Source organism: Aeromonas sp. R9-2 (assembly GCF_040908025.1).
Classification (GTDB): domain Bacteria; phylum Pseudomonadota; class Gammaproteobacteria; order Enterobacterales; family Aeromonadaceae; genus Aeromonas; species Aeromonas veronii.
Genome location: NZ_JBFOCX010000002.1, coordinates 38,315 through 58,312, shown reverse-complemented (window position 1 = coordinate 58,312; position 19,998 = coordinate 38,315). Strand labels below are relative to the sequence as shown.

The 19,998-nt window shown below is 57.0% G+C and carries 19 protein-coding genes; 9 read left to right on the top strand and 10 right to left on the bottom strand.

The window, feature by feature from the left end:
* Window positions 1-50: 50 nt before the first annotated feature.
* The 8 genes from AB5Y71_RS00500 to glpT form a co-directional block, all read right to left on the bottom strand.
* The gene (locus AB5Y71_RS00500; protein ID WP_368170732.1) at window positions 51-992 is read right to left on the bottom strand and encodes a hypothetical protein; all 942 of its coding nucleotides are present in this window, start codon (window positions 990-992) and stop codon (window positions 51-53) included.
* Between the two features lie 175 nt (window positions 993-1,167).
* Complete coding sequence (hdfR, locus tag AB5Y71_RS00495; protein WP_267528388.1) at window positions 1,168-2,040, bottom strand: HTH-type transcriptional regulator HdfR; 873 nt, start codon at window positions 2,038-2,040, stop codon at window positions 1,168-1,170.
* Window positions 2,040-2,411 carry a DUF413 domain-containing protein gene (locus AB5Y71_RS00490; protein ID WP_005350885.1) on the bottom strand — a complete coding sequence of 124 codons (372 nt, stop codon included), beginning with the start codon at window positions 2,409-2,411 and terminating at the stop codon, window positions 2,040-2,042. Before AB5Y71_RS00490 ends, hdfR begins: the two co-directional genes overlap by 1 nt.
* A gap of 299 nt (window positions 2,412-2,710) precedes the next feature.
* On the bottom strand, window positions 2,711-3,193 hold the full coding sequence (gene eco / locus AB5Y71_RS00485) for a serine protease inhibitor ecotin (RefSeq protein ID WP_005337529.1): 483 nt from the start codon (window positions 3,191-3,193) through the stop codon (window positions 2,711-2,713).
* A gap of 218 nt (window positions 3,194-3,411) precedes the next feature.
* The gene (gene glpQ / locus AB5Y71_RS00480) at window positions 3,412-4,500 is read right to left on the bottom strand and encodes a glycerophosphodiester phosphodiesterase (protein ID WP_005337531.1); all 1,089 of its coding nucleotides are present in this window, start codon (window positions 4,498-4,500) and stop codon (window positions 3,412-3,414) included.
* 106 nt (window positions 4,501-4,606) lie between these two features.
* Window positions 4,607-6,094, bottom strand: coding sequence for a glycerol-3-phosphate dehydrogenase (glpD, locus tag AB5Y71_RS00475; protein WP_368170731.1), 1,488 nt, complete (start codon window positions 6,092-6,094; stop codon window positions 4,607-4,609).
* A 317-nt stretch (window positions 6,095-6,411) separates the two neighbouring features.
* The gene (locus AB5Y71_RS00470; protein ID WP_005337538.1) at window positions 6,412-7,170 is read right to left on the bottom strand and encodes a DeoR/GlpR family transcriptional regulator; all 759 of its coding nucleotides are present in this window, start codon (window positions 7,168-7,170) and stop codon (window positions 6,412-6,414) included.
* A gap of 102 nt (window positions 7,171-7,272) precedes the next feature.
* Window positions 7,273-8,631 carry a glycerol-3-phosphate transporter gene (gene glpT / locus AB5Y71_RS00465; RefSeq protein WP_005337540.1) on the bottom strand — a complete coding sequence of 453 codons (1,359 nt, stop codon included), beginning with the start codon at window positions 8,629-8,631 and terminating at the stop codon, window positions 7,273-7,275.
* Window positions 8,632-9,120: 489 nt separating this feature from the next.
* Here glpT and AB5Y71_RS00460 point away from each other — a divergent pair, with 489 nt between their 5' ends.
* The 4 genes from AB5Y71_RS00460 (at window position 9,121) to AB5Y71_RS00445 (ending at window position 14,156) form a co-directional block, all read left to right on the top strand.
* Window positions 9,121-9,969: an MIP/aquaporin family protein gene (locus AB5Y71_RS00460; protein WP_005350866.1), complete on the top strand. Its 849-nt coding sequence runs from the start codon at window positions 9,121-9,123 to the stop codon at window positions 9,967-9,969.
* 54 nt (window positions 9,970-10,023) lie between these two features.
* Window positions 10,024-11,526 carry a glycerol kinase GlpK gene (glpK, locus tag AB5Y71_RS00455; RefSeq protein WP_005337546.1) on the top strand — a complete coding sequence of 501 codons (1,503 nt, stop codon included), beginning with the start codon at window positions 10,024-10,026 and terminating at the stop codon, window positions 11,524-11,526.
* 226 nt (window positions 11,527-11,752) lie between these two features.
* Window positions 11,753-13,729 (top strand): methyl-accepting chemotaxis protein, encoded by a 1,977-nt coding sequence (locus tag AB5Y71_RS00450; protein ID WP_368170730.1) that lies wholly within the window; start codon window positions 11,753-11,755, stop codon window positions 13,727-13,729.
* A gap of 193 nt (window positions 13,730-13,922) precedes the next feature.
* Window positions 13,923-14,156 carry a hypothetical protein gene (locus AB5Y71_RS00445; RefSeq protein WP_368170729.1) on the top strand — a complete coding sequence of 78 codons (234 nt, stop codon included), beginning with the start codon at window positions 13,923-13,925 and terminating at the stop codon, window positions 14,154-14,156.
* Window positions 14,157-14,327: 171 nt separating this feature from the next.
* On the opposite strand, the gene AB5Y71_RS00440 is transcribed toward AB5Y71_RS00445, so the two are convergent.
* On the bottom strand, window positions 14,328-15,230 hold the full coding sequence (locus tag AB5Y71_RS00440) for a LysR substrate-binding domain-containing protein (protein WP_368170728.1): 903 nt from the start codon (window positions 15,228-15,230) through the stop codon (window positions 14,328-14,330).
* 195 nt (window positions 15,231-15,425) lie between these two features.
* Here AB5Y71_RS00440 and AB5Y71_RS00435 point away from each other — a divergent pair, with 195 nt between their 5' ends.
* The 5 genes from AB5Y71_RS00435 to dkgB all read left to right on the top strand — a co-directional run bounded on the left by AB5Y71_RS00435 (window position 15,426) and on the right by dkgB (window position 18,753).
* Window positions 15,426-15,824, top strand: a complete 399-nt coding sequence (locus tag AB5Y71_RS00435) for a DUF6404 family protein (RefSeq protein ID WP_368170727.1) — start codon at window positions 15,426-15,428, stop codon at window positions 15,822-15,824.
* The gene (locus AB5Y71_RS00430; RefSeq protein ID WP_368170726.1) at window positions 15,811-16,173 is read left to right on the top strand and encodes a VOC family protein; all 363 of its coding nucleotides are present in this window, start codon (window positions 15,811-15,813) and stop codon (window positions 16,171-16,173) included. The genes AB5Y71_RS00435 and AB5Y71_RS00430 overlap by 14 nt, the downstream gene beginning before the upstream one ends.
* 304 nt (window positions 16,174-16,477) lie before the next feature.
* The gene (locus AB5Y71_RS00425; protein WP_368170725.1) at window positions 16,478-17,407 is read left to right on the top strand and encodes a hypothetical protein; all 930 of its coding nucleotides are present in this window, start codon (window positions 16,478-16,480) and stop codon (window positions 17,405-17,407) included.
* 171 nt (window positions 17,408-17,578) lie between these two features.
* On the top strand, window positions 17,579-17,875 hold the full coding sequence (locus AB5Y71_RS00420) for a putative quinol monooxygenase (protein WP_040097728.1): 297 nt from the start codon (window positions 17,579-17,581) through the stop codon (window positions 17,873-17,875).
* 74 nt (window positions 17,876-17,949) lie between these two features.
* A complete protein-coding gene (gene dkgB, locus AB5Y71_RS00415) occupies window positions 17,950-18,753 on the top strand; it encodes a 2,5-didehydrogluconate reductase DkgB (protein ID WP_270656695.1) in 804 nt (267 codons plus the stop codon).
* Between the two features lie 161 nt (window positions 18,754-18,914).
* On the opposite strand, the gene AB5Y71_RS00410 is transcribed toward dkgB, so the two are convergent.
* Window positions 18,915-19,925, bottom strand: a complete 1,011-nt coding sequence (locus AB5Y71_RS00410; RefSeq protein WP_233267785.1) for an HAD family phosphatase — start codon at window positions 19,923-19,925, stop codon at window positions 18,915-18,917.
* Between the last annotated feature and the right edge of the window lie 73 nt (window positions 19,926-19,998).

Below are 19,998 nucleotides of genomic sequence, written 5' to 3'. Positions count from 1 at the left end.
CCGCGTTCAATGGGGGAAAACCGCTTTTTTGGCTCGCTTTCAGACCAATTTCAACCAATGGCATGCCACGCTGGCGCCAGTGCGCACACCTCGGCCGACAAGCCACCATTGGACTCAACCAAACCGCTACAAACTGCTAACAATGGCTTGGGGATCCGGCTCGGTTCCCACGGCCTAGCCTCAGTCAAAGGTTGGGCATACGCGCTGAGGATGGGGGCCAGATCACGGGGCAGCCACCAGCTGGCCGGACGGCCCAAGCGCTGGGCCAACGCCTGCAGCCGATCCACCCCTGCAGGATCGAGGGCGGTGAGATGACTCCACAACACATTGGGGGGCAAGGCGGCCACTACCTGCTGCAAGACGAGAGGAGCCGATGGGGGGGCCCACACCAGCAAGGTGCCAATATCAAGGGGCATCTCGGCAAAGGCGCCGACGCTATCGGTGGTGATCACCCGCTCGATACTCCCCTCCCCCCACAGGATCTTGCCAAGACCCGCCAGGGTGCGCTCGGGTAGGGCCACCTCCCCCAGCGCCTGCAACCAGGGGGCCGCATCGATCAGGGTGCCGCCGCTGAAAAAGAGGCTGAACGGCTGGGCGGCGCGCAAGCGCAACAGCTGATCGGCACAGAGCCGGATCCCCTTGTCCTCGAAATCAATCTGCTCGTTGGGGGTGAAGTTCACCTCTGACTTGCGATAGAGCGCCGCCAGCACCCGTTCGTTGACCAGCTCCCCCAATTGCCAGCCCTGAGCATGCAACCACTCCTCGGGCTCGGGGGGCGCGGTGGCGATCTCGGCCAGCATCAGCTCGCGGGTGAGATAGCGCCGCCCGGCCGGGGTGAGCTCATAGCTGTGGCTGCCATGGGCGAGCAGCAGCTGGTTATCCTTGAGCAGGCCCACCAGCGGTTGCCACTGGCGGCCACGGATCACCATAGGTGAGTGGCTCAGCAACTGCTGCGCCAGCGCCCGCCATTCGGGGTGACTAAAGTCGATCAATTACAATCCATCCCTGTCAGTGCTCAATCGGATAAACAAACAGCCTGAAAAGGTACCGTTACAGACCGATGACGCCAAGCCTCCCGCGCCAATTACGTGACCTCGCTCCCTGCAATATTCCCCAAACAGAAGAGCCCACCGTGGGGTGGGCTCTTTCTTGGATAACACTCGACGCTTATTCGACGTTGAGACGCAACTCGGCATCGTGCCAACCCAGTGGCAGGGTCAGCAACTGCTCGATCAGCTCCCGGCGATCGGATTTCTCCAGATAGGCGAGATAGAGCGGACGGCTCAGCGGTTGGCCCCCCTCCACCAGATGGAGCGCCCCCTTCTCGAGGAAGGGGCTGACCATCCGCCGTGGCAGGTAGGCAGCACCACCGTTGGCCAGCACGAACTGCAACGCCATGCTGGCGGAGCTGGAGTGCAGCACCGGGGTCTTTTGCAGGCTCTGCAACCGGCTGGGTTGCGGCTCGAAGCTGGTGCCCCAGTCGAGGTGGATGTGCGGCATCTGCATCAGGTTGTCGGCATTGGCGGCCGGATCCCGGCTCACCAGCTCGAACACCAGCTCACCGATGGGATGCAGGGCAATCTCGTCGATCTTGGTGGGCTCGGAGAGCAGGGCCAGATCGAGGGAGCGCTCCAGCAACTGGCGGCAGAGGTGCTCGCGGGAGGCTGTTTCCAGCCGCACCGCCAAACCGGGCGCCAGCGCATAGATGTGATTGAGCCAGTCGTTGAAATCGAGCTCCCAGAACACAGCGGGCGCGCCGATGGCCAACTGCTGGCTGAATCCTGGCGAGAGCGCAACATCCTGCTTGGCGCGACCAAGGGTGTGCAAGATGGCGTCTGCGTAGGGCAGCAGACGCTCACCGGAGGCGGTCAGGCGGATGTTGTTGCGATGACGGGCAAACAGACTGACACCCAGTTGCTGCTCTAGCTGGCGGATCCGGAAACTCACCGCCGACTGGGTCAGATAGAGATTTTCAGCAGCCCGGCCAAAGTGCCGGGTCTTGCTCACCTCGATAAAGGTCCGAAGCAGCTCGGTATCCATTAATCGATGGACTCGTCACTGCCACCACCGCTGCCACCACCGACATCAAAGCTGCCGCCACCGCTGCTCTCTTCGCTGGCGCCGCCAACGACGGTGCAGAGGCGATGAACGCGCTTGGGACCGATCACCTTGAGGTATTTGAACCACACCTTGGCATGGGGGTTGGCACCGGCTTCGCCGGATTTGACCTGCTCGACGAAGGCGGACTCGACATCGTCACGGGGTGCAAGGTTGCCCTGGTAGAGTGCCAGCATGGCGGTACCATACTTTTCCAGACTGTCCGCTTCGGCCACAGTGAATTCGCCACTGCGACGCAGGCCACGGGGAAAATGTTTGAAGTCGTTGAAACGCTTGTCTGATTCGAAGCTCATAGTGCTCTTTTTTCTGGTTAGTTTGACCTTTGCGGGCAAGTATCATCAGGCCATCGCCGAGTGCAAAATCAATTTTCTCACTATGTTAATAAATATCTTTTATCGATGTCACTTTGCCCCATCGCTGACGCCGATTTTGTGGCATAACACACAAAAAACGTTGATAAATAATAAACTTATGTAAACGTGCAGCCAATTTGCACGTCACTTTTTGTGACTGTGCAGGCAAAAATAAAGCGCCATACGGCGCTTTATTTATCACATCAGGTGAACCAGCTGAACCTTTGGTTCAAACATGCTTACTCAATCATGGCCGGTTGGGCCAGGTTGTCGGCACGCCACAGACGGTAGCGCACTTCATACTCCTGCGGCACGTAAATCACGAACGGCAGTTTTGAGTTGTAGTTCACGAAGAAGCCCTGACCGTAGATCTGGACGAAGGTCTCTTTCTGCTGGTTATCCGGGCACATCATCAGGGTGCTGATGGGGTCGGAGACTTTGCCCAGTTTCAGGTAGTTGTAGCCCCAGCCTTTGACGCTGTGCTGTTCCAGGTTGCCTGCAAAACGCGGTACGTTGCAATCAACCATCATCTTTTTGCCGACCTGCAGCTCGACCATCATGTCGGCTTCTTTTTCGACTTCAGGCAGGCGGATCACCACACGTTCCTGATTCACGTCAGCGGCTGGGAACATGCTGATATCAAATTTTTTCGGCTCGGCGGCGAAGGCATGGCCACCCAGCAACAAGGCGCCCAGCAGGCTAAAACGCAATACGGTTTTCATCTGTACCTCATGGGGTTGGTTCAACGCCGCTAGACTAACCGCTCTGCCGATTTCATGCCAGCGATCTGCTACGTAAAAACTGCGTAAAATGATGCAGATCCGGCACACCATGACGTGATCTGGCTATTTTCTGACAGGGCGCACACTCCCGTTGCGGGAACCTGAAACAAAAAGCGAGGCCAATTAGCCTCGCTTTGCATTCAAATGGCGCCAGAGTGCTATTTGGCCGCCTCTTGATGGGCCTTGATGACGGCGACCGCCTTGTCGGGGAAGTCGCTGAACACCCCATCCACATCGGCCTGATAGAGGAAGATGTTAAGGAGATCGGTGAAGTCCTTGGCATAGGCCGGGATCTGCCCCTCATCCTGACGGAAAGTATAGGGGTGAACTTTCAGGCCCGCCGCGTGGGCTTCTTTTACCATGCCGGTGAAGACCGGCTTGCCCAGGGTGCCCGGCTCGGTGACGATCATCGGCTTCCACGGGCCAATCCCTTCGGCATAGCTGGCGATGGTTTTCATCGCCCCCGGCTTGAACATCCAGTCATAGTTGTAGGGGGTTGCCTTGCCCTTGGCGTCGTAGACCATGGTCTCGTTCCAGTCGGTCTCGGCCATCAGCTGCACCAGTTTCAGATCCATACCCATGGCGGGCATCAGTTCGCTGTTGATGCGCTTGAGTTCATCGGCATCGAAGCACTGCAGATAGACCTTGTCATCCTTCCCGGTGTAGCCGTACTCCTTGAGCACCTTCAGCACTGCTTTGGAGATATCCTTGCCTTCGTGACGGAACAGCCAGGGCGCCTTGATCTCCGGGTAGATGCCGATGTTCTTGCCGGTGCTCTTGTTGAGCCCCTGGATCATCTCTATCTCCTCCTGGAAGGTGTGGATCTTGAAGTCTGACTTCCAGAGCGGGAAACGGGCCGGATAGACCGGCACCTGCTTGCCATCCACCAGCTGGAACGGCTCGGTCATACGCAGGGAACGCACCTCATCCAGGGTGAAATCCACCACATAATAACGGCCGTCCGGACGGGCACGGCCGGGGAAGCGCGCCGCCACATCGGTGATGCCATCGAGGAAGTGATCGTGCATCACCACCAGCTGGTCATCCTTGGTCATCACCAGATCCTGCTCCAGATAGTCAGCCCCCATGCCATAGGCCAGCGCCTTGGACTCCAGGGTATGCTCGGGCAGGTAGCCGGAAGCGCCACGGTGGGCGATCACCACCTTGCCTTCATCGGCAGCCAACACGGGTAATGAGAGGGATGCCCCAAGGCTCAAGGCGATGAGAGAAACGGCGAGTTTTTTCATATGTGATGCTCTTTATTATTGTGTGTAGGTAATTGTTCTATCAGAGGTTTGTTGCATATTTACGGTGGAAAGCGGTGGGCAGCAGCGCACTGCCCACCGTCACCCATCAGCTCGCCTTGCGCAGAGCCTGATGGTATTGGTCGAGCCAGACCTGCAGCATCTGCTGCTCTGAGTCGTTCAGGCGCAGCCCCAGCTTGCTGCGGCGCCAGAGGATATCGTCCAGTGAACAGGCCCACTCCCGCTCGATGAGATAACGCACTTCCGACTCGTAGAGGCCACCACCAAAGTGAATGCCGCGATCCTCTTTCAGCCAGAGACGGGCATGGGCACCATAGGCCTCGGCAATACGCAGGGCGCTGCGATCATCGAGCCAGTCAAACTCCAGCGCAAAGGCGCGGGCCAGCTCGCGCACCGAGCAGTCAAACTCGCCGCCGGGCAGACGGCTGGTCGCAGTCCAGTCATCCCCCATCTGGCTGAACCAGGGCTTGAGCTTGTTGCAGGCAGCCTGCGCCAGCTTACGATAGGTGGTGAGCTTGCCGCCAAACACCGACAAGAGCGGCGCACCGTCAGACTCGCCAGACAGTTCGAGGGTGTAGTCGCGGGTCACCGCCTGCGGCGAGTCTGACTCGTCATCACAGAGCGGGCGTACCCCAGCGTAAGTCCAGATCACATCTTTCGGCGCAATTTGGCGAGTGAAGTGGGCGTTGACCACCTTGCACAGGTAGGTAATTTCGGCCTCGCTGATCTTCGCTTCCCGCGGGCTGCCGTGGTGCTCCACATCCGTGGTGCCGATGAGGGAGTAGCCCTGCTGATAAGGGATGACGAAGACGATGCGGTTGTCTTCGTTTTGCAGGATATAAGCCTCTTCGCGCTCATGGATGCGCGGCACTATCATGTGGCTGCCTTTAATAAGGCGAATGCCGCGGGGGGATTTCTCGTGCAGGCTCTCGTCATAGAAGGTCTTGACCCAGGGGCCCGCCGCATTGACCAGACCACGGCAGGTGACGGTGAACTGCTCGCCCCCTTCCCGCTCCAAAGTGAGCGTCCAGTGTTTGGAACCGCGCACCGCCTTGATGCAGCGAGTGCGGGTCTGGACGTCGGCCCCCTTGTCACGGGCCATCATGGCGTTGAGTACCACCAGCCGGGCATCGTCGACCCAGGCATCGGAATATTCAAACCCCTTGTTGATCCCTGCGGTCAAGCCATCTTGCGGCAGAAAGCGCACGCCGCAGCTCCCCTTGAGCTTGTCGCGCTTGGCCAGATTGTCATAGAGGAACAGACCGGCGCGGATCATCCAGGCCGGACGCAGGTGCGGGCGGTGCGGCAGGCGAAAACGCATGGGACGGGCGATGTGAGGCGCCATACTGAGCAGCACCTCCCGCTCCGCCAATGCCTCTTTCACCAGCCGGAATTCGTAATGCTCGAGATAGCGCAAACCGCCGTGGATCAGCTTGCTGGAGTTGGACGAGGTGGCAGAGGCGAGATCTTGCGCCTCAAACAGGGCAACCTTCAGACCCCGTCCTGCCGCATCGGCTGCGATGCCGACCCCGTTGATGCCGCCACCGACGACGACCAGATCATAATGTTCGCTCATGTTCACCTACTTTCATTTTTATGATTGCTATAACAGCAATGTTTGATTTCGCTCATTTTAGAACATGAAAATACAACAAACGAACATTTTATGGCGAAAGTGTGATCGCCACAGCCCGCCAGAGGTGGCAAAGGGGACAGGTCAGCGGAGCAAATGGCATCGGGCCAACATCGGCGGGTTAATAACCAAAAAAACCAGATTGAATAGTGGTTTTGGCAATACCCATAAAGGGGTGAGATGAGTGCAGGAATGGGAGACAAAAAAAGAAAGGAGGCCGCCCTGATGGGCGACCGGCACAGCCAGGGCGTGTTTCGCCGTCAGCAGATGTGGCAGGCGATCTGGTGTTGCGCCATCAATCGCGCCAGCTTTTCCGGTGGCTCCTGATCGGTAAAGAGGGCGTGGATCTGGCTGAGATTGCCCAGATTGACCATGGCATTGCGACCGAACTTGGTGTGGTCGGCGGCCAGGAACACCTGACGGGAGTGGGCGATGATGGCCTGGGCGATCTTCACCTCGTGATAGTCGAAATCGAGCAGGGAGCCGTCGTTGTCGATCCCCGAAATCCCGATGACGCCATAGTCCATGCGAAACTGACCGATAAAGTCGCGGGTCGCCTCCCCCACGATGCCGCCATCGCGGTTGCGGATCTCGCCACCGGCAATGATGACGGTGAAGTCATCCTTGGCCGTCAGGATGCTGGCCACGTTGAGGTTGTTGGTGACGATACGCAGCTCGCGGTGATCGAGCAGGGCACGGGCAATGGCTTCGGTGGTGGTGCCTATGTCGATAAAGAGCGATGAGCCGTCAGGAATATTGGCCGCTACCTCGCGGGCGATGCGCTCTTTCTCCTTGAGTTGCATCACTTTACGGGCGCTATAGGCGGTATTGACGGTACTCGAATGCAGGGAGGCACCGCCATGATGGCGCCGGATCTTGTTCTGTTCGGCGAGATCGTTCAGATCCCGGCGAATGGTCTGGGGGCTGACGTCAAAGTGGGTCACCAGATCGTCGGTCGAGACAAATCCCTGCCGCGTCAGGACGTCCAGGATCTCCAGATGTCGTTGGGTTTGCTTCACGCTTGCACTCCGATGATGAGACAAAAAAAGGCCCCGGCAGATGCGGGGCCTTTTGGCAGTTTACCTGATCCCCTTTGGGATCAATAAGCTGAGGATCACGTTTTATGCCTTATGGGCAGCCGCTTTCTTGGCCGCAACGGCAATGTTCTCGTGCTTGAGGGTCATCGCCAGCAGGATGATGGAGAGCACGCAGGAGACGGTCAGCACCATGAAGCCGCCATCCCAACCGAAGTGGTCAACGGTATAACCCAGCATGGCGTTGGCTGCCACGGCGCCGCCCAGATAACCGAACAGACCGGTGAAACCTGCCGCAGTACCGGCTGCTTTCTTCGGTGCCAGCTCAAGAGCATAGAGGCCGATCAGCATGACAGGGCCGTAGATCAGGAAGCCGATTGCCACCAGCGCCATCATGTCGATGGTCGGGTTGCCGGCCGGGTTGAACCAGTAAACCAGCACAGCCAGGGTGACCAGCACCATGAACAGGATACCGGCCGGGGCGCGGCGGCCCTGGAACATCTTGTCAGAGATCCAGCCACACAGCAGGGTACCCGGAATACCGGCCCACTCGTAGAGGAAGTAAGCCCAGGAGGAGTTGTCGACGGTGAAGTGCTTGGCCTCTTTCAGGTAGGTTGGCGCCCAGTCCAGCACACCGTAACGAATGAGGTAAACGAAAGCGTTGGCGATCGCGATGTACCACAGCAGTTTGTTGTGCAGCACGTACTTGACGAAGATCTCCTTGGCGGAGAACTCCTGCTCGTGGCTCTCGTTGTAATCCTTCGGATAGTCGTTCTTGTACTCCTCGATGGGAGGCAGACCGACCGATTGCGGGGTATCACGCATCACGAAGAAGGCGATCACCGCGATGGCGGCCGCCGCAGCCGCAGGCACATAGAAGGCGCTGCGCCAGTCGTTGAACCAGCCCATCCCGAGGATAAACAGCGGGCCAATCATGCCGCCACCCACGTTGTGAGCCACGTTCCAGACCGCAACCACTTCGCCGCGCTCTTTCTGTGACCACCAGTGCACCATGGTGCGACCGCAGGGCGGCCAGCCCATGCCCTGTGCCCAACCGTTCAGGAACAACAGCACAAACATGATGGCAATGCTGGAGGTGGCCCAGTGCATGGTACCCATCATGAACATGATGGCAGCCGAGAGCAGCAGACCGGCGGAGAGGAAGTAACGGGCGTTGGAACGGTCAGAGACGTTCCCCATCAGGAACTTGGACAAACCGTAAGCGATGGAGACCCCGGAGAGCGCAAAACCGAGATCACCACGGGAGAAGCCCTGCTCGATCAGATAGGGCATCGCCAGACTGAAGTTTTTCCGTACCAGATAGTAGCCGGCGTAACCGAAGAAAATCCCGAAAAACACCTGCCAACGCATGCGTTTGTAGAAGGGGTCGACCTTGTCAGCCGGGAGCCTGTCGATGTGCGCCGCAGGCCTGAAGAGACTAAGCATGTTCTGCTTCCTTATTGTTGTTATGGGCGGTTGAGGATGCCCTGACCATTCCAACGAATCATGTGAGTCCACTGATTCGTAAGCGAGCCTATTGTGCTCATATGCGCTCATTTAATCTGTGATGCATGCTCAAATATTGCAGTTTTATTACAAATAAAAGCTCCAAATGAGAAATCACTCAGCAAGCGCCAGCCCTTGTGTGGCAAGGGTTGCAAGCTACCCCCTAAGTGGTAACTTGCGGTTATCAAGATGCTTTACGTCACATTTTCTTAGCAATGAGTGGGATCTTGTCCACATTTCCTATGGAGGGGGGATGGTGAAATTATTGGGAAGGGTTATTTTCTGTCACGACCGATAACGAGCGCAAACGAGCATAACGTTTGCGCAAGACGCAAAAACAACAAGGAAACGTTTTCGGCAGCAACGGATAGACACAAAAAGATAAAACGGAACATCAAACCTCTACGGGTGGATATAAGGAACAAAAGTATGAGCATACAAAGACCCAATACCCTGCTTGGCGAGTGCATCGCCGAGTTTATCGGAACCGGCCTGCTGATATTTTTCGGCGTCGGATGTGTGGCGGCACTGGTGCTGGCAGGTGCCAACTTCGGGCAGTGGGAAATCTCCATTACCTGGGGTCTGGGTGTAGCCATTGCCATCTATGTGACCGGCGGCATTTCAGGTGCCCACCTGAACCCGGCTGTAACCCTGGCGCTGATGACCTTCTGCGGGTTCGACAAGCGCAAGGTGGTGCCCTACATCATCGCCCAGATGGCAGGTGCCTTCTGCTTCGCGGCCCTTGTCTACTTCCTTTATGGTAACCTTTTCACCCAGTGGGAAGTGACCCATAACGTGGTGCGCGGCAGCGTCGAAAGCCTCGGCACCGCGGGGATCTTCTCCACCTACCCCAATGCCCTGCTGACCAATATGCAAGCTTTTGCCGTCGAGCTGGTGATCACCGCCGTCCTGATGCTGGGCATCATGGCGCTGGGTGACAACAACAATGGCGCCCCCAAAGGTTTCGCGGCCGCTCTGCTGATCGGTATCCTGATCGCGGTGATCGGCGCCTCCCTTGGCCCGTTAACCGGTTTTGCCATGAACCCGGCTCGTGACTTTGGTCCGAAACTGTTCGCGTTCTTTGCTGGCTGGGGTGATGTTGCCCTGACCGGTGGTCGTGACAACCCCTACTTCTGGGTTCCGATCCTTGGCCCCATCGTTGGCGCCCAGATTGGTACCGCTCTGTATGTCAAAGTGCTGGCTCCCTGCGTCCCGGGCAACCGTGTCGTCACCACCGAGCAAGCGACCCAAACCGCCAAAGAAGAGGCTGCCGCATAAGAGCGGCCCCCTCCAACGTATAAAAACGTGGAAAATAGAAACGTGGAGAACATCATGTCTGCTGAAAAGAAATATGTCGTCGCTCTGGACCAGGGAACAACCTCTTCCCGCGCCATCGTGTTTGATCAGGATGCCAACATTGTCGGTACCTCCCAGCGCGAATTCACCCAGCACTACCCGAAAGCGGGCTGGGTAGAGCACGACCCGATGGAGATCTGGGCGACCCAATCCTCCGTCTTTACCGAAGTGCTGGCCAAGACCGGCCTGCGCAGCGAAGAGATCGCCGCCATCGGTATCACCAACCAGCGTGAAACCACAGTGGTATGGGAAAAGGCCACCGGCAAGCCCATCTACAACGCCATCGTCTGGCAGTGCCGCCGCACCGCCGCCATCTGCGAGGAGCTGAAAGCGCGCGGTCTGGAAGAGTACGTTCGTGAGAACACCGGTCTGGTGCTGGATGCCTACTTCTCCGGTACCAAGGTGAAGTGGATCCTCGACAACGTGGAAGGTGCCCGCGAGAAAGCGATGAACGGCGAACTGCTGTTCGGCACCATCGATACCTGGCTGGTCTGGAAGATGACCAATGGCGAAGTGCACGTCACCGACCCGACCAACGCCTCCCGTACCATGCTCTACAACATCCGCGAGCTGAAGTGGGACGAGAAGATGCTGGACGAGCTGGGCATCCCCATGTCCATGCTGCCGGAAGTGAAACCCTCTTCCGAAGTGTACGGCTACACCACCCGTGGCGGCGGCTCCCGCATCCCCATCGCCGGTATTGCCGGTGACCAGCAGTCTGCCCTGTTCGGCCAGCTCTGCTTTGAAAAAGGGATGGCCAAGAACACCTACGGCACCGGCTGCTTCATGCTGATGAACACCGGCACCGAGCCGGTTCGCTCCAGCAACGGCCTGCTGACTACTGTAGCCATCGGCCCGAAAGGGGAAGTGAACTACGCGCTGGAAGGTGCGGTGTTCATGGGCGGCGCCACCATCCAGTGGCTGCGTGACGAGCTGAAGATCATTCACGATGCCCGCGATACCGACTACTTCGCCTCCAAGGTGGGTGACACCAACGGCGTCTATCTGGTGCCGGCCTTCGTTGGTCTGGGTGCACCCTACTGGGATCCGTATGCTCGCGGCACCATGGTTGGCCTGACCCGTGGAGCCAACCGCAACCACATCATCCGCGCCGCGCTGGAATCCATCGCCTATCAGAGCCGCGACGTGCTGGATGCGATGCAGCAGGACTCCGGCATCAAGCTGGCAGCATTGAAAGTGGATGGCGGCGCCGTGGCCAACGACTTCCTGATGCAGTTCCAGGCTGACATGATGCACACCCCGGTGGTACGTCCGACCCGCATCGAGACCACCGCCATGGGCGCCGCCTTCCTGGCAGGTCTGGCAGTCGGCTTCTGGAAGAGCTCGGACGAGCTGGAAGACAAATTCAGCGTGGACCGCGAGTTCATCCCGCAGATGGACAGAGACGATCGCGCCAAACGTTACAGCGGCTGGCAAAAAGCGGTTGAGCGTTCACGCCGCTGGGCTGAAGAGGATTGATCGGGCACCCGATATTCCGTTGAGATAAACACCAGAGAGGCCGACAGCAATGTCGGCCTCTCTTTTTATGCTTTCCCTTGCCGGTTTCTGCCCCCTTCTCCGCTCATTGCTCCCTCCTGTTTTTCTGCCACCCTCTGTTGTTACCATCCGCCACAACGTAATTGAGCTCTCTATCTATAATCATCATCTGGGTCGCATATGCGACCTTATTTATGAGGAGAGCGATATGGAGAGGGCGATACACCGTTTTACACTGCACTCACTCTGGTCAGGGCTCGGGATCCGCACCCGGATCCTCGCTGGCGTAGCGATACTGATGGCCATCGCCATCAGCTGCATCACCTTGATCCTTGAGCAGATATCCCACAGTCAGGCCCAGCAGCGGGTCGAACGCTACGAGCTGCCAAGCAGCGTGGATCGCATTGCCAACCAGCTGACAGCGCAGCTTATCCAACACCTGACCGAGGCGCAGGCGCTGGCCAGTAACCGCTTTGTCATCGACTGGCTGACCGCTGGCATGCCAGAGCAAGAGTGGCCCGCCATGGAGCGTTACTTTCAGGATCTGCAACGGCGGATCGGCGGCAACGTCTTTATCGCACCCCGCCAGAGCAACACCCTGATCAACTTCAGCGGCGGCCCCATCGCCCAGAAATCGCTGAGCGAATCAGACCCGAAAGATGGGTGGTTTTTCGGCTTTCTCAAACGCAGTAAACCCTATGAGCTGAACCTCGACATCTCCGATTTTGACAAGCGCGCCTCCCTCTATATCAACACCGCCGTCACCCACGAGGGCAAGACCCTGGCGGTGGCTGGCACCTCCATCGACATGAGCGCCCTGAGCAAACTCATCAGCGGCTACCGTATCGGCAAGAGCGGTCAGGTTTATCTGGCCGACATGGAGGGCAATATCGAGATCCACCCCGAGCAGGAGGTGGAAGGCGCCGCCCACCACCAGCAATCCTTCCTCGATACCGTCAAGCGGCTTATTCCCAATGCCCGGGAACAGGTGGCCGTAGAGGCGCTAACGCTGGAGGGGCAAACCTACCTCATCGCGGTGCGTTACATCCCCACCCTCAACCGGCTGCTGATTGGCGAGATCAACAGCGCCGAGCTGGAAGAGGGACTGCAGGAATCCCGCCAGCTGATCATCATGGTGTCGCTCGCCATCGGCGGGATTGCCATGCTGGCCTCCGCCTGGCTGGCTCACTCCATCAGTCGCCCCATTCGTCAGGCTGCCGATGGCATGCACCACATCACTGCCGATCGGGATCTGGCGACCCGGCTCGACTTCTCTGACGAGTCGGAGCTGGGCATGATGGCCCAAAGTTTCAATCGGCTGATCCAGAGCTTGAACCAGAGCTTCTCACGCTTCCAGCAGTCAGGGAGCGCCCTCTCCGCCCAGTCGTCCCAATCCATGCAGCAGGCCCAGGCACTGGCAGGAGAAGCGTGCCAGCAGGCCCAGAGCATTCAGGAGCTGACCACTGTGGTCACCACCATCGGCGACAACGCCGAGCAGATCGCCAGCCGCTCTGAAGGAGTCAACGACGTGACCCAACGCATCGCCAACCATATGCTCAGCATCGAGCAGGATGTGACCCAGAGCGCCGCGCAACTCGACACCTTGCGCAGCAGCATCGGCAGCTCCTCAGCCCTGCTCGATGAAGTGGTGAAAGACAGCAACAACATCACCCAGATCATGAACCTCATCCGCGATGTCTCGAACCAGACCAACCTGCTGGCCCTCAATGCGGCTATCGAAGCGGCCCGTGCGGGGGATATGGGACGGGGCTTTGCGGTGGTGGCCGACGAGGTACGCCAACTGGCGGTGCGTACCCAGACCGCCACCAAGGATGTGCAGGATCTTATCTTGCGCCTGCAGGAGGGAACCCGGCAGGCCAGCAGCTCGATGGCAGACTCCCGCAACCTGAGCGAAGAGGGATACAACCGGATGAATCAGGCCAGAGAGGTGCTGGTTGATGCCACCAGCCAGATCAACCAGACCGCCCTCGAGATCAACGAGATCAGCGCGCTGGCGCAGGCGCAGAATCAACAGATGGGGCAAGCCAGAACGGCGCTCGACGAGCTGGCCATGGTGGCCGAACACCAGCGGGAACACGCGCAGGAGAGCAATGCCGCCAGCCGCGAACTGTTCGAACTGGCCAAAGCCATCGACGAGCAGATCCGCCAATACCGGATTGGCTAGGCCCGGCGCTTCCCTCTATCCCTCTCAATAACCAAGACGCCACCGCAGGGTGGCGTTTTCATTTTGCAAATCATTTTGCCTGCGCTCTCGAAACGGGAATGACGACAAGACTCGCAAGACATTGATAATCAACATAAAAAAATGTGGAACGGCCATTGCTTAGTGATATCAGACTCAACAGAGGGATATCGCCATGAAACCGACCACCAATCAAGCGCCCGTAGCCCACGTCGCCACTCCAAAAGAGACACTGACCCCCCGCGAAGGCACCTTCCTGATGATGGTGGCCCAACTGGTGGTGCTCACCTGCATCGTACTGGCCGCCACCGTCGGCGGCCTCTCCTGGCAGTGGACCCTGCTGCTGGCCATTCCGCCGGTGATCGGCGGCGCCCTGCTCAGCCGGGTATGGGGCAAACTGCCCCGCTAACTGCGCTTCAGCTCACACACCTTCCCGAACCGGCGGCCGACCCTCAAGTCGGCCGTCTGTTTATCTGCCGCCAGGCTAATGCTGATGGGCCGCAACGAAGGCGCGGCTTGTTTTTCGTTAAGCAAACCGCAGCGACGAACCGTTCAAACAAACCGCACAAACCAACCTGAACTACAGGGTATGGCTGCCCAGCTGCTCTTTAAGAAAATCGAGCCAGACCCGCAGCCGGATATCCCGCTGGGCATCGGAGTAGAAGACCGCATTGATGGGGCGCGAGGCGCCACTGTTGCTGCGGGCCAGCACCTCCACCAGCGCGCCACTCTCTCGATCCGGCCCGGTCATGAAATCCGACAGACAAACAATCCCCTGCCCCGCCAGCGCCAGCTGACGCAAGGTTTCGCCGCTGCTGGCACGCAGACTGGGGGTGATGGCAAAGCGATCACCCTGCTCGGCACTGAGCAGCGGCCAGTGGTTGAGGTGATCGGGATGCAAAAAGCCAAGCAACTCGTGACCGATCAGCAGATCCGCCGGTTGGCGCGGGGTGCCGTGCTCGCTCAAGTAAGCAGGAGAGGCCAGCAGCCGCAACCGCGAACGGCCAAGCGGCAGCGCACGCAGGGAGGAGTCGGTCAGCTCGCCGATGCGGATGGCCATGTCCACCCGCCGCTCCATCAGATTGATAAAGCCCTCCGAGCTGTGCAGCTGCAGCTCGATGGAGGGGTAGCGGCGGCGAAACTCGCCGATGATCGGCACCAGCCGGTGTAGGATAAAGGGGGTGGCCGCATCGACTCTCAACACCCCTTCGGGCTGTTCCCGGCGCATCAGCAGATGCCCCTCCGCCTCGCTCATCTCGGTCAGTATCTTCACCGCCCGCTGATAGAACCAACTCCCCTCCTCGGTCAGACTGACCCGGCGGGTGGTGCGATTGAGCAAAACGGTTGAGAGCTTCTCCTCCAGCCGCTTGATGCCACGGCTCACCACCGAGTTGTCCATGCCGAGGTTCTCCGCCGCCTGGCGAAAACTGCCCGCCTCCACCACCGCCACAAACAGGGTCAGTTCATCAGAATGGGTCTTCATTGCTGTTATCCGGACAAGAGTTATGGGCCTTTATAGGCGCAGCCGCTGTGGATTGGCAAGCGTGCGGTGAGGCCAGTTCTTTTTTTCTACAGAGAAATAACGTGACCGCGAGCCCACATCATACCCGCGATTTATCAGTACAATGCAGCCTAAAAAGCACCGTATGGCACCATTTGTTTCACAAGGATGAATACCATGACATTTGAAGAACGGCTGGCCGCCGCCCATCATGAGCTGGCTAACAAAGGGGTATGGCATGCCAACTACAATCCCCCCTTGTTCTGGTTGTTGCGCCAACTGGGTTGGTCTGTCAAACCGCCACATTACGAGAGCTGGCTTACCAACTTTCTGGTATTTGGCATCGGCCTTGGACTGATCTGGAGCGTACTGTTGTGGTTTTTCAGCTGGCAACCCATGGGAATGGATCTGGTATTTGCTCTACGTCAAACCGCTTTTTTTGCGGGATTAATCGGCCTCATTATGGCCAGTGTCCTCAGATTACGGCACAAGCGACTTAAACTGACACCGTGGGAACAACTTGCTGAGCCCAGCGATGCTGATGATGAGGGAGACGAACTGAATGAAAGCCCATGAAAAACTGAACTATGTGGAGTTTTCGGCCAGGGATCTCGCCGCGACCAAGGCATTCTTTCAGGCTGTATTTGGCTGGCAGTTTGTCGATTACGGCCCCGACTACTGCGCCTTTTCCGATGAGGGGCTGGATGGCGGATTCTATAGAGCGGATCAGTGCAGCCAGACAGCTCAGGGCGGCGCCCTGCTGGTGTTCTACAGCGCTGATATTGAAGCGACCCAAGCCAAGGTGAGCCAACACGGTGGCACCATCAGTCGCCCACTATTCGACTTCCCCGGTGGCCGCCGTTTCCACTTCGTTGAGCCCAGCGGCAATGAGTTTGCGGTCTGGTCCGAGCCTGCCAGCGCCTGATACTATAGGGCGAAGAGTAATTAATCTCCGCCCCCTATCCATTCGCCAAACCAGCCGTTATCTCTTTCAGCCACCTAAAAACGACTAAAAAATCACCTACCCTGTGAGCTTGCTACTGTTTATCAAGGGGAAAAAATGGATTACCATTTAGTATCAAGAGGCATGACAAAGATATATGTAAAAGGACACATTAGACATAACATTACAACTCAGGACGTATATTTTTGAGTTATCAAACATTGCTAGTGCTGATTACTAACAAAGATGAATAACTACTAATAAAAACCGGGAGAATTATATATCAATGTCAGAAGTTAAAAAAATAATTCTATACGCTATTCTACCTGCACTGATTGCAGGCTTATTTGCTGTTGCACCTAAAATATATGATGAGATAAGCGAACCAAAGGCACAGCTTAGTTACTCCATCATTCAGGGACCACTGCTTGAAGTGAATGGTGTGTTTAAGTCGATCGCATCAATACAAGTAGAGAACATAGGAAAAAAGGTTCTATCCAATGTCGAAGCACATATTAAAACCAGAGCAAACATTGATGCCATTAATTTAGACAAAACTACAGGCTTAGAACCTAACATATCAAAATCAGAAGATACAATAATCAGATTTAATAAGATGCACCCGAATGATCACTTTACATTATCCCTAATGCTATCTTCTAAAGACAAGATTATGAACCCAGAGATAGCTTTACGTAGTGATGAGGTTTTGGGAAGTTTGAGTAATAAAAAAAGAGATGATTCAACTCAAGGATCTATTTTAAGTGGTTTTTTAGCTGGTTTATCAGTATTTGTAATGTCGATTATGATAATAGTAAAATCTAAATCTAGCTCTTCTTTCTCTATGTTAAATGAAAAGTCACACACCTTGTTTTATATAGCAGCGAAACTCGGTTTGTCACAGTTAATAGACAATGTTACCGTATCCAACAATGAACTAACTTACTTAAGATTTTCCGACCTACTATTCTATTTAGCTACGCATGACAATGGAAAAAGAAATCTTGCAATAAAAGGATTAAAAGCGCTACTGTTAATCGATGGAATGTCTACGTCATCCCGCAGGCAAATCGAACGTCATTTGAAAAATCTCGAAGGAAACTTATATAACAGCGAAGAGATAAATGATATTTGTAGTATGTCAAAAGAAATAAATGACCCTATATCCTTAAGAAATAAGATCGACATCGTGATTGACAAAGTCAATGTAGTCTGAAATTAATTATGCCTTAATGTATAGATCTAGTTATTCCCTGACACCGACTTTGTCGGTGTCATTTATCTTCCCATTGCTGCTCTTATCTCAATACTGTTTTGCGACCAGCGCCCTGTTTCCTGCAAGTCACGGCAGGCATACTGACCCTTCGTTTTTGCCAAGGAGGTTCAGATGTCATCACCCGTGATTGTGATTGCCCAGCTTGAAGCCAAACCCGAATTCGCCGCCCAGTTTCGCGCCGCCCTTGAGCCGCTGATTGCGGCCACCTTGCAAGAGGCGGGCTGCCAGCGCTATCAGCTGCATCAGGACTTGGACAATCCAAACAGCTGGATGCTCTACGAGGTATGGGAGAGCGAAGCCGCCCTCACCGCCCATCAGGGTCAGCCCCACTTTACGGAATTTGTCGCCAAGGCCGAGCCCTGGTTTGCCAGCAGCACCATTCGCCGCTATCAGCCGCTGGGCGCCTGACTGGCCCTAGAGCCTATTTCTGTTCAGCCCATAAAGGGCCAACCACCACCCCATTGAGGAACGAGAGGAACGAGATGATCAATATGCCACCCATGGGTCTGGGCACCTTCCGCCTGAAGGGCGAGCCGCTGCTTGCCACCCTGACCAACGGTCTGGAGCTGGGCTATCGCCATATCGATACCGCCCAGATCTATGACAATGAAGCCGAGGTCGGTGCCGTGCTGACCCGCAGCACTGTTGCCCGTCACGAGATCTACCTGACCACCAAGGTGTGGACCAGCGAGTTTGGCCCGGGCAAGCTGATCCCGAGCCTGGAGGTAAGCCTGGAAAAACTGGGCACCGACTATCTGGATCTAGCGCTGATCCACTGGCCCTCCCCCAAGGATGAGGTGCCGATGGCAGTCTATCTGGAGCAGTTGGCTGAGGCCAAAACACAAGGCCTGACCCGGGAGATCGGGGTCTCCAACTTCACCGTGGCCCAGCTCAAACAAGCTATCGAGATTTTGGGGCCGGGGGCCATCGCTCACCAGCAGATCGAGGTTCATCCGCTGCTGCAAAACCGCAAGGTGGTGGAGTTCTGCAAAGCTCACGGTATCGCCGTCACCGCCTATATGCCGCTCGCCTATGGCAAGGTGCTGAGCGAGCCGCTGCTGATGGAGATTGGCAAGCGCCACGGGGTATCGGCGGCGCAGGTGTCGCTGGCCTGGCTGCTGGCGCAGGAGATGACAGTGATCCCGAGCTCAACCAAGCGGGAGAATCAGGCCGCCAATCTGGCCACTCTCGATATCACCTTGAGCAGCGAGGAGATGGCCGCCATCGCCACGCTGGATCGGGGCGAGCGCTGCGCCAATCCCGACTTTGCCCCCGCATGGGACTGACACGAAAGGCGTGAGACTAACGCGAAAAAAGGCTGGCTCTGCCAGCAAGCCAGATAAAACAGGGAGAGCATCATGCTCTCCCTGTCTCTTTTCTTGCCTCACGCTTTGCAGCGCTTGCTGAACGTCCAGCCGCCATATTGATGCCAGATGCAGCCCCGCAATCAGGGCGCGTTCTGGCAAAGGGCGGGATCGAACACCTGATTCCAGTCTGATTTCATATCGACCACCACCCAGCCCCGTGCTTTTGCCTGTGCCAGCCCGTCGATCAGCTTGCCGCTGGCTGGCGGATGGCTGTCGTAGGCGTATTCGCGCTTGGCATCGGTGTGGTGCACCAGCAGGCCGAAAGTGTGGTAATCCGGATTGGTCGAGGTGTATTGCAGCATGGGCACGTCGCCATCGCTGTTACCAAAGGCGCCGACCGGACGCTGCCCCATAAAGAGGTGAATGGCGGCCGGTTTCGCCTTGCTGTCATCGAAATAGGCGCCGTTCATGGTCTTGCGGATCTCGCTGCCCTCCCCGGTCAGGGCAAACTCGCCAAGGGTAAAGGAGCCAATCACCTGCTGGGGCGGGATGCCATACATCTGCTCGGACATCACCCGCATAAAATCGACGCCGCCGCCGGAGACAATCCAGGTCTGGAAGCCATTATCCCGCAGATACCCCAGCAGCTGCTTCATCGGCAGATACCCGAGCTGATCGTAGTGGCAGCCAAAACGGGGATCCTTGCTGCTGTTGACCCAGCGAGTGACCCGCTCGGCAAACTCGGTGGTAGTCATGCCGCTGTGGGTCAGTCCCACCAGCTTGGCTAGCCCCTTCTCCCCCGATTTGGCCACTGCCTTGAGGTCATTGTTCAGCACTGCCGCGACGATGGGGTCGGCCTTCCACTCCGGGTGTTCCGGTGCTAGGCGCTTGATCTCGTCCATCGCAAACTGCAGCTGATAGGTCATGGGCGCTTCAGGCCAGAGGGTGCCGTCATTGTCAAACACCACATGGCGCTTCTCTGGCGGAATAAACGTGGCCTGCTGCTGATCGGTGGCATTGGTTACCCAGCGGGTGATCGCCTGCTTGGCCGCCGTGTCATTCCAGGCTGAGAGGGGATCGCTCTGGCCGGCCTGTACCGCAAAGGCGCCGCACAGCAGCAAAAGAGAGGAGAGTCGGTTCAATGTCATCATGTTACCTGTCAGCTGGATATTGCCTGTCTATTGCCTGTAGATGAAAGCGCACGGCCATCACAACACCGGCGGC

What these genes read in the sequence shown, in the direction of transcription:
- hdfR (WP_267528388.1), bottom strand. Translation starts at nt 2,040, where the DNA reads ATGGATACCGAGCTGCTTCGGACCTTTATCGAGGTGAGCAAGACCCGG.
- AB5Y71_RS00490 (WP_005350885.1), bottom strand. Translation starts at nt 2,411, where the DNA reads ATGAGCTTCGAATCAGACAAGCGTTTCAACGACTTCAAACATTTTCCC.
- eco (WP_005337529.1), bottom strand. Translation starts at nt 3,193, where the DNA reads ATGAAAACCGTATTGCGTTTTAGCCTGCTGGGCGCCTTGTTGCTGGGT.
- glpQ (WP_005337531.1), bottom strand. Translation starts at nt 4,500, where the DNA reads ATGAAAAAACTCGCCGTTTCTCTCATCGCCTTGAGCCTTGGGGCATCC.
- glpD (WP_368170731.1), bottom strand. Translation starts at nt 6,094, where the DNA reads ATGAGCGAACATTATGATCTGGTCGTCGTCGGTGGCGGCATCAACGGG.
- glpT (WP_005337540.1), bottom strand. Translation starts at nt 8,631, where the DNA reads ATGCTTAGTCTCTTCAGGCCTGCGGCGCACATCGACAGGCTCCCGGCT.
- AB5Y71_RS00460 (WP_005350866.1), top strand. Translation starts at nt 9,121, where the DNA reads ATGAGCATACAAAGACCCAATACCCTGCTTGGCGAGTGCATCGCCGAG.
- glpK (WP_005337546.1), top strand. Translation starts at nt 10,024, where the DNA reads ATGTCTGCTGAAAAGAAATATGTCGTCGCTCTGGACCAGGGAACAACC.
- AB5Y71_RS00450 (WP_368170730.1), top strand. Translation starts at nt 11,753, where the DNA reads ATGGAGAGGGCGATACACCGTTTTACACTGCACTCACTCTGGTCAGGG.
- AB5Y71_RS00445 (WP_368170729.1), top strand. Translation starts at nt 13,923, where the DNA reads ATGAAACCGACCACCAATCAAGCGCCCGTAGCCCACGTCGCCACTCCA.
- AB5Y71_RS00440 (WP_368170728.1), bottom strand. Translation starts at nt 15,230, where the DNA reads ATGAAGACCCATTCTGATGAACTGACCCTGTTTGTGGCGGTGGTGGAG.
- AB5Y71_RS00435 (WP_368170727.1), top strand. Translation starts at nt 15,426, where the DNA reads ATGACATTTGAAGAACGGCTGGCCGCCGCCCATCATGAGCTGGCTAAC.
- AB5Y71_RS00430 (WP_368170726.1), top strand. Translation starts at nt 15,811, where the DNA reads ATGAAAGCCCATGAAAAACTGAACTATGTGGAGTTTTCGGCCAGGGAT.
- AB5Y71_RS00425 (WP_368170725.1), top strand. Translation starts at nt 16,478, where the DNA reads ATGTCAGAAGTTAAAAAAATAATTCTATACGCTATTCTACCTGCACTG.
- AB5Y71_RS00420 (WP_040097728.1), top strand. Translation starts at nt 17,579, where the DNA reads ATGTCATCACCCGTGATTGTGATTGCCCAGCTTGAAGCCAAACCCGAA.
- dkgB (WP_270656695.1), top strand. Translation starts at nt 17,950, where the DNA reads ATGATCAATATGCCACCCATGGGTCTGGGCACCTTCCGCCTGAAGGGC.
- AB5Y71_RS00410 (WP_233267785.1), bottom strand. Translation starts at nt 19,925, where the DNA reads ATGATGACATTGAACCGACTCTCCTCTCTTTTGCTGCTGTGCGGCGCC.